Here is a 12,545-nt window from a genome sequence, read left to right as displayed (position 1 = left end):
CCCGGGCGGGGCGTGGGGGGCGTCCCGGCGGTGCAAATCCAGGATGGCGCGGGACACCTCCGCCAGCTCGCGGCGCACCTCGCGGCGGGCGCCCTTCACCCGGGCGATGCGCATGTCGTCGTAGCCGGTGGTCTGGTGGCGCATCCAGGCGATGACGGCCGCTTCCGCGCGCCTTTCGATGGGGATGCGCTCCGTGCGGGCCACGGTGCCGCTGCCCACGGGGGTGGCGTGGCCCGCCACCATCACGGCCAGGCGCTTGGCGTGGGGGAGCCACGCGGGGCTGAAGGCGAGGAAGCGCAGGACGGCGTTGGCGAAGTCGACCTCGTATTCGGCCTGCTCCCTGGCGCGGCGCTCGCGGCCCTGGGCCAGCTTCTTCGCGTAGGCGGGGGTGGCGCGCTCCTCTTCCAGGGCGGCCTTGGCGTGGACGATGTGGGCCTCCGGCGCCCACACGCCCCGGGAGAAGAGCTTGCGGCCCACCTTCTCCACGACGGTCCAGGTGGGGCCGGCGGCCTTCACGCGGCGGGTGAGGCCGGCGTCGCCGGGGGGGAGCAGGGCCCAGCCCTCAGGGACGGCGAGCAGGCGGCCGTCCTGGGCTTTCACTCGGCGGGGGTCGGCCGTGGGGCCGACCGTCAGGGAATCAGGCATGGGGGCGGGTCCGAAAGGGCCGGCTGCATAGCACGCCCCTTCACACCCTGGTAAATGCCCCCGGGAACGCGCGCGTGAGGACTGACTCCACGCGTGCGAGGAGGCCACTCTCGACGTGGGAAGCGCCGGCATGTCCCTATTGAGGCTCACCTTCCTCGGCACCTCCGCCGCGCAGCCCACCCTGCATCGGGGCCTGTCCGGCCTGGCGGTGAAGGCGGACGCGGATCTGCTCCTCTTCGACTGTGGCGAGGGCAGCCAGCGGCAGATGGTGCGCTTCGGCACGGGCTTCACCGTGGACGCGGCGTTCTTCACGCACTTCCACGCCGACCACTACCTGGGAATCATCGGCTTCCTGCGCACGCTGGGGATGATGGGCCGCACCGCGCCCATGCACCTGTACGGGCCGCCCCCGGCGCGCAGGCTCCTGCACCAGGCCGTGCACCTGGGGCTGGAGTCGCTGGCCTTCCCGGTCGAAATCCACGAGCTGAAGGACGGGGACGCGGTGCGCCGCAATGGCTACACCGTGCAGGCGGTGGGCGTGGACCACCGCATCCACGCGCTGGGCTACGTGCTGGCGGAGGACGGGCGCCCGGGGAGATTCCACCTGGAGAAGGCGCGGGAGCTGGGCGTGCCGGAGGGGCCGTCCTTCGGGAAGCTGCAGAAGGGCGAGGCCGTCACGCTGCCGGACGGGCGCGTGGTGAAGCCGGAGGACGTGCTGGGCGAGTCCCGGTCCGGGCGCCGGCTGGTGATTTCCGGCGACACGCGGCCCTGCCCCGCGCTGGTGCAGGCGGCGAGGGACGCGGACCTGCTGGTGCACGAGTCCACCTTCTCCGACGACGAGCAGGCGCGCGCCGTGGAGACGCGGCACTCCACCGCGCGGGAGGCGGGCCAGGTGGCGAGGGAGGCGGGGGCGAAGCGGCTCATCCTCACCCACCTGTCCAGCCGCCACGACACCGACCCCGGACGGTTGCTCACGCAGGCGCGCGAGGCCTTCAAGGGGCCGGTGGAGGTGGCTCACGACGGCCTCACCGTGGAGCTGCCGCTGCGCGACTGACGTGGGAGTCGCGCGCGGCGGCGGGCTACTCGGCCTTCTTCGCCTCGGCCTTGAGGGCGGTGGCGGCGTCCGGGTCCACCTTCTGGAGCAGCTCCCACTCCAGCTCGGAGTCGCGGCGCATCTGGGAGCCGCCTGCGCCGACCGCGCTCTCGCCCATGTCCCTGCCGCGGCCGCCGGTGTCATCCGCGGCGCGGGACTCGGAGCGGTCCTGGCGGCGGAACTCCACCGCGCACTGGCCGGGCCCGCGCTCGAAGCCGCGCACCAGGTAGCGCGCGTAGGACGTGCCCAGGGACGAGGGGGCGCTGGTCATCAGCCACTCGGTGGTGGTCTCGAAGCCGCCCTGGCCCTTGGTCACGGAGAAGCCCTTCTCCTTGAGCAGGGCGAGGGCCTCTGGCCACACCTCCGCGATGGGCTTGCGGTAGACGTGCCCCATCGCCTTGTCCTCCAGGTACGCCTGCTGGCGGCGCGCGGCACAGCCGCTGAAGGCGAGGGCGAGGACGGACACCACGAGCAGCGCCGAGGCGCGGGACGACTTGGACGGATTCATTGCTCCGGACTCCATGCGAAGGAAGACGGCTGCGGAATTTCGCCCGGCGCGGGCCTGGATGCCAAGTCCGGGCCCTTCCGGGAGCGGGTCACCCCCAAAGGGCAACCTTCATTTGGCTAGAGCCCCCGTGCCTTCCGGTGATGCGTCCGGCGCCTCACATCCGTCCCCACGAAGCCGTCCGGAGGGCCGGCGCCGGGGCCATGCTGGCGGGCGGACATGATTCCCATCAGCGACGACAACCCGACCCTGCGCACCCCGGTGATGACGTACCTCCTGCTCGCGGCCCTGGGGCTGACCTGGGTGTTCTTCCAGGGGGCGGGGTTCAACGTGGTGGCGCTGGCCACCAGCATCTGCGAGCTGGGCCTGGTGCCCGGGGAGCTGACGGGCCGCGCGCCGCTGGGGCTGGCGGTGCCGCTGGGGGATGGGCTGGCGTGCGTGGTGGATGACGAGTCCATCAACCGCCTCACGCCGCTCACGTCCATGTTCCTGCACGGCAGCTGGGGGCACCTGCTGGGCAACGTGCTGTTCTTCTGGGTCTTCGGCAACAACATCGAGGACAGCATGGGGCGCCTGCGCTTCCTCGTGTTCTACCTGCTGTGCGGGCTGGTGGCGGCGGCCGCGCACGTGGCGGTGGACCCCACGTCGCCGGTGCCCACGGTGGGCGCGTCCGGCGCCATCGCGGGCGTGCTGGGCGCGTACCTGGTGCTCTACCCGCGCGTGCGGGTGAACATGCTGTTCATCATCGTCATCCTCATCCGCGTCATCCCCATCCCCGCGTGGGCCGTGCTGCTGTGGTGGTTCGTGCTCCAGGTCATCACCGGCCTGCCGCAGCTGATGACGCTGCGGCCGGAGGTGTCCGGCGGCGTGGCCGTCTGGGCGCACATCGGCGGGTTCGTGGCGGGGATGGTGTTGATCAAGCTCTTCGAAAACCCCCGCTACACGTCCCAGCGCACGACGTGGCGGCACCGCATGCACCCGAACCACCCCTAGGGCCGGGCAGGCGGACAGGCCTCCGCCGGCCTGGGATGCGGACGCGACAGGGCGCCCCGACATTGACGTGGGTGTTCTTCGCGCCTTGAGGAGGCGGGCATGGGGGCGGACGAGAAGTCGAAAGGGGTGTGCGTGCAGGCGGCGCCGCCGCGCAAGCGGGTGCTCATCCTGGGGGGCGGCTTCGCGGGGATGTACGCGGCGCTGCACCTGGAGCGGCAGCTGGGGAAGCGGGACGACGTGGAGGTGACGCTCGTCAGCCGCGACAACTTCTTCCTCTTCACGCCCATGCTGCATGAGGTGGCGGCGAGCGACCTGAACGCGACCGCCATCGTCATCTCGCTGCGCAAGCTGCTGCCGCGCCTGACGTTCGTGGAGGGTGACGTCAGCGGGCTGGATTTGGAATCGAAGCGGGTCACCGTGGCGCACGGCGGGCTGGACGGCCACAGCCACACGCTGGAGTACGACTACGTGGTGCTGGCCATGGGGTCGGAGACGAACTTCTTCGGCAAGCCGGGCCCGCGCGACTACACGCTGACCATGAAGACGCTGGGCGACGCGATGCTGCTGCGCAACTGCCTGGTGGACCGGCTGGAGGAGGCGGACGCGGACTGCGTGACGACGGGCGCGCGCAACGCCATCGTCACCTTCGTGGTGGTGGGCGGCGGCTTCGCGGGCGTGGAGACGGCGGGCGCCATCAACGACTTCATCCACGGCGCCCTGCCCTTCTATCCCAACATCCAGCACTCCAACGTGCGCGTGATGCTGGTGCACGGCGGCCAGGAGGTGCTGCCGGAGCTGGGCGAGGACCTGGGCGCGTACACGCGAAAGAAGCTCATCGAGCACGGCATCGAGGTGCGCACCGGCGTGCACGTGAAGGACGTGACGGAGGCCGGCGTGGAGCTGCCGGACGGCACGGTGGTGCCCACCAAGACGGTGGTGTGGACCGCGGGCGTCACGCCGCCGTCCCTGCTGTCCACGCTGCCGTGCGAGAAGGAGCGCGGGCGGCTCAAGGTGAACGAGCGCATGGAGGTGCCCGGCTTCCCGGGTGTGTGGGCGCTGGGCGACTGCGCGTCGGTCCCGGACCTCACCAACGGAGGCAAGCCCTGCCCGCCCACCGCGCAGCACGCGCTGCGCCAGGGCCTGACGGTGGCGCGCAACGTGTGCGCGGCGCTGAAGGGTCAGCCGGGCAAGGCGTTCCGCTACAAGATGCTGGGACAGCTGGCCGCCATTGGCCAGCGCTCGGGCGTGGCGCGCATCCTGGGGCTGAAGTTCTCCGGCACCTTCGCGTGGGTGCTCTGGCGCACCGTCTACCTGTTCAAGCTGCCGAGGCTGGAGACGAAGGTGCGCGTGGCCATGGGCTGGACGCTGGACCTGCTCTTCCGCAAGGACGTGGTGCAGTTCATCGGCCCGCGTGAGCTGGATCAGCTCACGCTGCCGTCGCTGCCGCTCAACAGCCGTCAGCAGGTGCGCCAGGTGCAGGCGCTCCAGCCGCGCACGCAGCACTGAAGCTCAGACGAGCGGCGGCAGGTGGTGCAGCAGCCGCTCCAGGTCCGGCTGGAGCTCGTCCGGTGAGGCGGTGGCCAGCTCCTCCTGGGCGTGCGTGCCCCAGGTGACGGCGTAGGTCTTGAGGCCCGCGGCCCGGCCCGCGCGCAGGTCCAGCGTGGTGTCGCCCACCATCCACAGGCCGCCGGTGCCCAGCGCCTTCAGGGCGTGGTGGATGACGTCCGGCGCGGGCTTGTGCGGGAAGCCGTCCGTGCCCTGCACGTGGTGCAGCAGGCCGCCCAGCCCCATCGCGTCCACGAAGCGCCGGGCCATGTCGCCGCGCTTGGTGGTGGCGACGGCGAGCAGGTAGCCCCGCTCGCGCAGCGTGCGCAGCACGCGCTCCACGCCGGGGAAGGGCCGGGAGCGCCGGTGGAAGTTGAGCGGGTAGTGCTCGCGGTAGGCCACGCAGAGCGAGGCGGCGTGCTCCGGAGCGAAGCGCGTGTACATGGCCTCCAGCGGCTGGCCGATGAGCGCGCGCACCTCCGCGATAGAGGGCGCGGGCAGGCCGTGGTGCGTGAAGCCGTGGAGGAAGCTGTCGATGATGTCCGGCAGCGAGTCCACCAGCGTGCCGTCCAGGTCGAAACAGATGCCGCGAGGGGTGACGGTGCTCACGCGCTGTTCCATACGCCCTCCGGGGCCGCGTGTCCCTATGCTTCCACCCGGGGGGTGGAGATGCGACGCACGAAGCAAGAGGACGGCTTCTGGGTAGCTCCGGAGGTGCCCGGTCTGGAGCTCCACCGGGCGTCCTACACGCAGTGGACCTTTCCGAAACACTCGCATGACGTCTTCTCCCTGGTTGCCTATGACGCGGGCGCGCAGTCGATGCACCTCCAGGGGCAGCGGGTGTTGGCCTCGGTGGGCAGCCTCCTCGCCGTGTCGACGGGTGAGATGCACGAGGGCCGCGCCGCCGACTCCACCATCGGGTGGGCCTACCGCATCCTCTACGTCCCGCCCGCGCTGCTCATCCGCGCGGCGGAGGAGACAGGAGCGCCCGCGGGCACCCTGCCCGGCTTCGCGTCCCCCATGCTCCAGGACGCGGCGCTGATGGAGCGCTTCACCGTCACCTTCGACGCGCTGAAGGACGGAGGCGTGTCCCTGCTGGAGCGCGAGGAGCGGCTGCTGGGATTGCTGGTCGCGCTGCTGCGCAGGCACGCGGGGCTGCTGTACCGGCGCCGGGCCACCGCGTGCGAGCGGGGCGTGAAGCGGGCGCGCGAGCTGCTGGAGGCGCACCCCACGCGCAACCTGTCGCTGGAGATGCTCGCGCGCGTCGCGGGGCTCAGCCCGTGGCACCTGGTGCGCGCGTTCCACCGTCAGTTCGGACAGACGCCGCAGGTGTTCCAGCGGGCGCTGCGGCTGCGGCTCGCGCAGGAGCTGCTGGCGGGGCCGCTGCCCATGGCGGAGGTGGCGCTCGCGGCCGGCTTCACGGACCAGAGCCACCTCATCAAGCACTTCGGGCGCACCCTGGGCGTGACGCCCGGCGAGTACCGGGCCGCCGCGCACGCCGGGCATGGGCCGCGCAAGCACGTACAATCCCGCGCGCCCGTGCGTCCGTAGGTTGGAGCCCTCTTCTCAACGAGGGGTCCACACATGCTGAAACACATCATTCTTGTATCGGCTGTATCGGTGCTCACGGCTTGCGCGCCGGAGGCAATGCCAGACGAAGTGCCCGCGGAGCCAGGGGCTTCCGAGCAGGCGCTGGGCGCGGTGGTGCTGCCGCCGGGAGCCCGCGTGCACGGACGTCCCATCTCCGCGTGGGCGAAGGAGTGGTACCGGTGGCACTTCCGCGTGCCGGCGGACCGCAGCCCCATGCTGCGGCTGGAGCAGGACTGCGGCCAGGACCAGGACGGCCCGGTCTTCTTCGTGCCCACGTACGACCTGGACACCACGTACCAGCGCACCTGCCGTGTGCCGCGCAACCGGCCCGTGCTGGTGCCGCTGTGGGTCATCATCAATGACTATCCGTGCCCCGACCCGTCCTTCGAACCGGCGCCGGGCCAGACGCTGGAGGACTTCCTGCGCCAGGGCGCGCTCGACTTCAACGACGGCACGCAGGACCTGGTGGTCACCGTGGATGGAAAGCGCGTGGACACCCGCCGCCACCGCCACACCAGCGGCCTGTTCACCTTCGACGCGGACCCCAGCCTCGTGGGGAGGATTCCGGACCCGTGCCTCATTGGAGGCGAGCAGCGCGGCGTGACGGACGGCTGGTGGCTGATGCTCCAGCTGAGCCCGGGGGAGCACGTGGTGCGCGTGCAGGCCCTGGCGCCCTTCGGCGTGCCGGTGGACTACACATACACGCTGCGCGTGGGGCGGTAGTCGCCAGACAGGCTCACAAGACTGGCCGTCGCGCGAGGCGTGCGTCAGAGTGCCGCGCGCGAAGCCCCGGGAGGACCTGCCCGGGCGAACCATCACGGCGGGTGCGCGGATGATGCGAGGACGTCTCGGTTGGATGCTGGGAGCGCTGGTGCTGTCGGCGGGCGCGGGCTGTTCGCGGCGGGTGCCGGAGGGAACGACCGCGGAGCAGGCGGTCGCGAACGCGCCCACGGTGTACGTGGCCAAACGCATCCGCACGCTGGATGCGGCGAAGCCAGAGGTCCAGGCCCTGGCCGTGAAGGACGGCAAGGTGCTGGCCGTGGGCACGCGCGAGGAGGCGCTCGCCGCAGCGGGGACCACCGCGCGCGTGGTGGAGCTGGGCGACGCGACGGTGGTCCCGGGCCTCACGGACGCGCACGGGCACCTGGCCGGGCTGGGCCAGGCGCTCGCGAGCGTGCGGCTGGAGGGCACCACGTCGCTTGAGGAGGTGCGCCAGCGGCTGGAGAAGGCGCCGGCCACCGCGTACCAGGGCGACTGGCTGGTGGGTCAGGGCTGGGACCAGAACGACTGGGACACGCAGCGCTTCCCCACCCTCTTCGACATGGGCGAGCACCTGAAGGACACGCCCGTGGCGATGTGGCGCATCGACGGGCACGCGCTGTGGCTCAACGGCGCGGCGCTCAAGCGCGCGAACATCACCCGCGACACGAAGGACCCGGCGGGCGGCACCATCGTGCGCCTGCCGGAGGGTGACCCCAGCGGCGTGCTCATCGACAACGCCATGGACCTGGTCATGAAGGTGCTGCCCCCGCCCACGCGTGAGCAGCACGAGGCGCGCATGCACGCCGCGCTGGAGCACTGCGCGCGCGTGGGGCTCACCGGCGTGCACGACGCCGGCATGGACCTGCGGACCTTCCGCCTGCTCCAGGCCTGGGACAAGGCGGGCACCCTGCCCCTGCGCGTCTACGCCATGGCGGATGGCCAGACGGACGAGCACGTGCAGTACCTCAAGGACGGCCCCTTCCAGGGGAAGCTCCTGACGATGCGCGCGGTGAAGCTCCTCCTGGACGGCGCGCTGGGCAGCCGGGGCGCGGCGCTGGGCGCGGCCTACAGCGACGAGCCCGGCCACCGCGGCCTGCTGCTGCTGTCCCCGGAGGAGTACGCCTCGCGCGTGCACGCCTTCGTGGGCAGGGGCTTCCAGGTGGCGACGCATGCGATTGGAGACCGCGCCAACACGCTGGTGCTGGACACGGTGCTGCGTGAATTGGCGGCCACGGGGAAGAAGGACGCGCGCCCCCGCGTGGAGCACGCGCAGATCATGACGGCCGAGGACATCACCCGGCTGGGCTCGAACGGCTTCGTCGCGAGCGTGCAGCCCACGCACGCCACCAGCGACATGCCCTGGGCGGAGAAGCGCGTGGGCCCGGAGCGCATCCAGGGCGCCTATGCGTGGCAGAAGCTGAAGGCCGCGGGCGCCGTGCTGGCGCTGGGCAGCGACTTCCCGGTGGAGCGGCCGGACGTGCTCGCGGGGCTGTACGCGGCGCGCACGCGGCAGGACCCGAGCGGCCAGCCTCCGGGCGGGTGGCAGCCGGATCAGCGCCTGAGCGGCCAGGAGGCGCTGGAGGGCTTCACGGTGGGCGCGGCGTACGCGTCCTTCTCGGAAGCGCAGCGTGGCCAGCTGAAGCCCGGCATGGACGCGGACTTCGTGGCGCTGTCGGTGGACCCGGTGGACGCGCCCCCGGCGGACCTGCTCACCGGGCAGGTCCGGCTGACGGTGGTCGCGGGCCGCGAGGTGTTCCGCGCGAACGCGAAGTAGCTACAGGTCCGCTTCGTAGGAGAGCGACTCGATGCGCTGGTTCGTCTCCGCCTGAAGGCGGGTGCGCTCCTCTTCGAGTCGCTCCAGCTCCCGGCCGATGCTCTCCAGCCGGTCCTCCTGCGCGTTGAGCTTGGTGACGAAGCGCTCCACCAGCTCACGCTGGGACGCGCCGCTCTTGAGCGAGTCGATGTTGGAGCGGATCCGCTCCTGGTCCTTGAAGAGCTGGGCGCGCTCCTCGTTGAGGCGCTGGAGTTCGCGGGTGACGCTCGACTGCTTCTCGCGCATGGCCACCACGTCGCGCAGGGCCTGGGCGACGCGCGGGTCGATGAAGCGCGAGTCGAGGAAGAACGTCACCTCCTCCAGCCCCAGGTTGCCCAGGTAGTACTGGCGGTGGCCCCGGGTGCGCTCGGTGATGACGAGCGTGTCGGAGGTGCCCGGGGCCAGCTCGCGCTTGAAGCGCCAGAAGCCGTCCGTGGTCTCCGCCGGGGCGGCCGTGTCCTTCAGCTCCCAGCCGGTGCGCGGGTGCTCCACGAAGAGCACCTGGGGGCGCTTGGCCTTGTTGCGCGCGAGGATTTTCGTGCGGCGCTGGTGGAAGAACTCCACCACCAGGGTGCCCCGGTTGAGGCGCGCGCGGAACACCGGGCCCTCCTCCTGGTCCTCCTCCACGGACACGACGCAGGACAGCTCGACGGCGTAGGGGACGAAGCGCGTGTCGTCGGGCTTGAGGGTGTCGAGCATCGCCTCACCGACGTAGGTCTCTTCCTCGGTGATGGTGACGGGGCCGCCCTCCAGCGTGAGGCCGGTGGTGTTCTTGAACTCGATGCAGGCCATCGGGTTCTTCTCACGGGTGGCGCGGTTGTAGAGCAGCACGCGGCGGCCCTCGAAGGGGCGCTGCAGGATGGGCACGAGCGCGCTCTGGTTGCGGTGCACGGTGACGGGGCGGTCCACGCCGTACTCGAAGAGGTCGCCGACCTCCTTGGTCAGCGTCGTCACGGCGGTGCTCTGCTCCAGCGTCTCGCGCATGCCGCGTCCGCTGCCGCCAATCATGGGGCCGCCCTTGGCGCGCATGCGGGGGGCGGGCGCGGGCGCGGCCATGGCGGGCATGACGCTGGCGGAGGGCGCCATGTCGGCGGAGCCGAAGGAGCCCTCGTCGTCCGTCTCCATCAGGGGCTCGGCGAAGCTCTCGTGGGCCTCCTGGGGGATGACGGGCGCGACGCCGGTCTCCGAGCGCACCTCCACGATGGGGCGGCGCAGGTAGCGGGGGTTGTAGAGGTCGTGGACGAAGGACACGGGCAGGCCGGCGATGAGGGACAGCTCCACGTCCACCCAGTCCTCGTCACCGGTGTTGTCCACCATGGCCCAGCCCTGGAGGAGGGGCGGCTTTCCCTCGTCCAGGAGGATGCGGTAGCTGGTCTTCCACACGGGGGATTCCAGCACGTAGCTGACGTACAGCTCGCGCGAGCCCTCTCCCGCGGTGAGGATGGACAGCCGCTTGGAGTCCTTCTTGTACGAGGACATGACGGTGGCCAGGTAGAACTCCAGGTCCTTGCGCACGGCCTCGTCGAGGAACTCCAGCTCGCCCAGCTCCAGCACGTCGAAGGTGCGCAGCGACGCGCCGACGAGCAGCGTGAGGAAGGGGCGCACGACGCTGGCCTCGCCCTGGACGACGGGGAGGGACTCCAGGCCGACGATGGCGCCTTCGACCTGAGCGCCGCCGACGCGGGCACGGACGCGGGCGCCCTTCACCTGGCCGAGCAGCGCGGTGAGGCTGCCGTGTTCAGGGATGCGGATGGTGGCTTCGGAGAGGAGCTGTTCCAGGGGCTTGGTGGAGTCGTAGCTCACGGCGGACACGGAGCCGCCGTTCAAGTCCAGCACGGTCATGGACTTGAGCACGTCGTTCATGTCGCGCGCCTTGAAGTCCAGGTGCGCGGTCTCGCTGCCGGTCACCTTCCCCCGGCGCTCGAAGTAGCCGACGCCGTGCTTGTAGAGGACGACACGGCGGATGGACAGGGGCGAAGGCATGCGCTTTGGCTCCGGAAGTGAGAGGGCCTACCTTACTCAAGGCGATGGAAGGTCGCTCACGTCGAAGTCACCGACGGCCCAGACCTCGACCAGCTTGTTGGTCAGGTCGAGCTGACGTTCGAGGACGTGATCCACGACAGGCTCCAGGTGCTGCCATTGCTCCTCGGCACTGAGACCAGCCACGCGGAAGGCGATGATGCCCGCGTGGAGCTCGCAATCCCGTGCGAGCACGATGAAGTCTCCCACGTTCGTGGTGACCACCACCTCGCTGCGCTCGAATGCCAGACGCCAGAGTTCCGGATCCGTCAGGCCGGCCTTTCCCAGGTGGACGATGTGCGCGGCTTCCAGGCCCCTGGCATGGAGACGCACCACCAGCTTGGGAGAAAGGTTTTCATCGACCAGCAACTTCATCGAAAAGGCAGACTAGGCGCCCTGCCGACGGGACACGAGTGCTTTGCGTGGGCGTCCCGGTGGCCGGGGAAGCTGAGCAAAGAGCGCCGCGAAGGTGAGGTCTTCGTCATCCAGCCGGGGAAAGTCCTCCCGGACCTCGGCTCGCGGAACGCCCTTCAACAGCAGGTCTCCCACGTGCCGGACCGCGATGCGCGTGCCCTTGAAGACAGGCTCACCGCCCAGGATGTCCGGACGTGACTCGATGCGCCGCTTGCCGTGAACGAACAGGCGTACCTTCTTCACCGACTCGGCGAAGGGCTGCCGGGCGTCGAAGCTCGCCTGGACGGGTGTGAGCTCCCAACCCTTGTCGGTCTTCAACCAAGACGAGGGATGCTCATGGACCCGGTAGATCGCTTCGTGGAGCTCACGACGCACGCTCTGGGTCAGCGTCAGCGCCTTCTCCAGGTGCCGCACGAGGCGGAAGTAGAAGACGTCCCGTGGCCCGAAGCTGTGGCGGGTCCGGCCTTTCGCACGGCCGGGCAGGATTCCTTCCTCCAGTTCCTGCCAGACACGCCGGCTCGGCACCTCCGCGAGCGTCGCGAGCTCCTCGACGCTCAACCTGCGCCACGGACGCAGTTCCAGATGCGCGCCAGAAATCATCACCATCTCCTGGTGATAATATTGACATAGCGTTCGCCAGTGTCAATCAAGCCCGGCCCTTCCAAGAGACCGAGCTGCCGGGCCTTCGGTCAGGCCCTGTCGAGAAGGACACGCTCCCTCCACCCGCGGTCCCACCGTGCACGCGGATCCGCTCGGCGCTCCGTGTATCTAGCGGCCCCATGCGACGCCCCCTCTTCCGCGCTCCCCTCCTGCTGTGCTCCGCGCTCCTCTTGGGCACCGGCTGCGAAAGCATGAAGCCCCGCGCCGTCTCCCCCGCGGACGGCACCACCGCCACCGAACCGCCCGACGCCTCCGTCCCCATTGAAGCCTCCGTGCCGGACGCCGGAGCCCCCAGCACGGACGCCACGCCCTCGCCGTGGCAGCGCGCTCGCGTGGGCGACCGCGTGGAGTACGCCTTCTCCGCCCACCGGGGCCGCCCCGGCGCGGACTCCGGCGTGGGCGTGGCCGGTCATGTCTCGCTGGAGGTCGTCGCCGTCCAGGCGCCGTGGGCCTGGCTCACCGTCACCTTCACGGATGATCAGGGCAGGCCGCTGCCCCACCCGCGC

General features: G+C 70.8%; 13 protein-coding genes. 7 read left to right on the top strand and 6 right to left on the bottom strand.

Features of this window, described 5'->3' with window-relative positions; translation table 11 throughout:
- The coding region (locus D7X55_RS24920; RefSeq protein WP_121724391.1) for a DUF2293 domain-containing protein at positions 1-645 on the bottom strand (645 nt) is incomplete at its 3' end.
- A 130-nt stretch (positions 646-775) separates the two neighbouring features.
- Between D7X55_RS24920 and rnz the strand changes: the two genes are divergently transcribed.
- Entirely contained in the window at positions 776-1,699 is a 924-nt protein-coding gene (rnz, locus tag D7X55_RS24915) for a ribonuclease Z (protein ID WP_121724390.1), read from the top strand.
- Positions 1,700-1,724: 25 nt separating this feature from the next.
- Here rnz and D7X55_RS24910 read toward each other — a convergent pair whose 3' ends face one another.
- Positions 1,725-2,246, bottom strand: coding sequence for a hypothetical protein (locus D7X55_RS24910; RefSeq protein ID WP_120552172.1), 522 nt, complete (start codon positions 2,244-2,246; stop codon positions 1,725-1,727).
- 216 nt (positions 2,247-2,462) lie between these two features.
- Between D7X55_RS24910 and D7X55_RS24905 the strand changes: the two genes are divergently transcribed.
- Together D7X55_RS24905 and D7X55_RS24900 are read left to right on the top strand one after the other, a co-directional pair.
- Positions 2,463-3,236, top strand: a complete 774-nt coding sequence (locus D7X55_RS24905; protein ID WP_121724389.1) for a rhomboid family intramembrane serine protease — start codon at positions 2,463-2,465, stop codon at positions 3,234-3,236.
- Positions 3,237-3,335: 99 nt separating this feature from the next.
- Entirely contained in the window at positions 3,336-4,742 is a 1,407-nt protein-coding gene (locus tag D7X55_RS24900) for an NAD(P)/FAD-dependent oxidoreductase (protein ID WP_120552174.1), read from the top strand.
- Between the two features lie 3 nt (positions 4,743-4,745).
- On the opposite strand, the gene D7X55_RS24895 is transcribed toward D7X55_RS24900, so the two are convergent.
- The gene (locus D7X55_RS24895) at positions 4,746-5,402 is read right to left on the bottom strand and encodes an HAD family hydrolase (protein WP_370450168.1); all 657 of its coding nucleotides are present in this window, start codon (positions 5,400-5,402) and stop codon (positions 4,746-4,748) included.
- 48 nt (positions 5,403-5,450) lie between these two features.
- Between D7X55_RS24895 and D7X55_RS24890 the strand changes: the two genes are divergently transcribed.
- From D7X55_RS24890 to D7X55_RS24880, 3 genes are all read left to right on the top strand, one after another.
- The gene (locus D7X55_RS24890; protein ID WP_120547317.1) at positions 5,451-6,332 is read left to right on the top strand and encodes an AraC family transcriptional regulator; all 882 of its coding nucleotides are present in this window, start codon (positions 5,451-5,453) and stop codon (positions 6,330-6,332) included.
- A 33-nt stretch (positions 6,333-6,365) separates the two neighbouring features.
- Positions 6,366-7,094 (top strand): hypothetical protein, encoded by a 729-nt coding sequence (locus D7X55_RS24885; protein WP_121724388.1) that lies wholly within the window; start codon positions 6,366-6,368, stop codon positions 7,092-7,094.
- A 133-nt stretch (positions 7,095-7,227) separates the two neighbouring features.
- Positions 7,228-8,907, top strand: coding sequence for an amidohydrolase (locus D7X55_RS24880; protein WP_121724387.1), 1,680 nt, complete (start codon positions 7,228-7,230; stop codon positions 8,905-8,907).
- Here D7X55_RS24880 and D7X55_RS24875 read toward each other — a convergent pair whose 3' ends face one another.
- The 3 genes from D7X55_RS24875 to D7X55_RS24865 are packed head-to-tail and all read right to left on the bottom strand — an operon-like array spanning position 8,908 to position 11,979.
- The gene (locus D7X55_RS24875) at positions 8,908-10,929 is read right to left on the bottom strand and encodes a hypothetical protein (RefSeq protein ID WP_121724386.1); all 2,022 of its coding nucleotides are present in this window, start codon (positions 10,927-10,929) and stop codon (positions 8,908-8,910) included. It lies immediately after the preceding gene.
- A gap of 36 nt (positions 10,930-10,965) precedes the next feature.
- Positions 10,966-11,340: a DUF5615 family PIN-like protein gene (locus tag D7X55_RS24870; RefSeq protein WP_147442672.1), complete on the bottom strand. Its 375-nt coding sequence runs from the start codon at positions 11,338-11,340 to the stop codon at positions 10,966-10,968.
- 12 nt (positions 11,341-11,352) lie between these two features.
- Positions 11,353-11,979, bottom strand: a complete 627-nt coding sequence (locus tag D7X55_RS24865; RefSeq protein WP_158616171.1) for a DUF433 domain-containing protein — start codon at positions 11,977-11,979, stop codon at positions 11,353-11,355.
- Positions 11,980-12,158: 179 nt separating this feature from the next.
- Between D7X55_RS24865 and D7X55_RS24860 the strand changes: the two genes are divergently transcribed.
- A partial coding sequence (locus D7X55_RS24860) for a DUF6068 family protein (protein ID WP_233610043.1) occupies positions 12,159-12,545 on the top strand: 387 nt, incomplete at its 3' end.

Source organism: Corallococcus sp. AB049A, from assembly GCF_003668885.1.
Classification (GTDB): Bacteria; Myxococcota; Myxococcia; order Myxococcales; family Myxococcaceae; genus Corallococcus; species Corallococcus interemptor.
The sequence above is the reverse complement of the archived record's forward strand: the minus strand, read 5'-3'. Positions and strand labels throughout refer to the sequence as shown.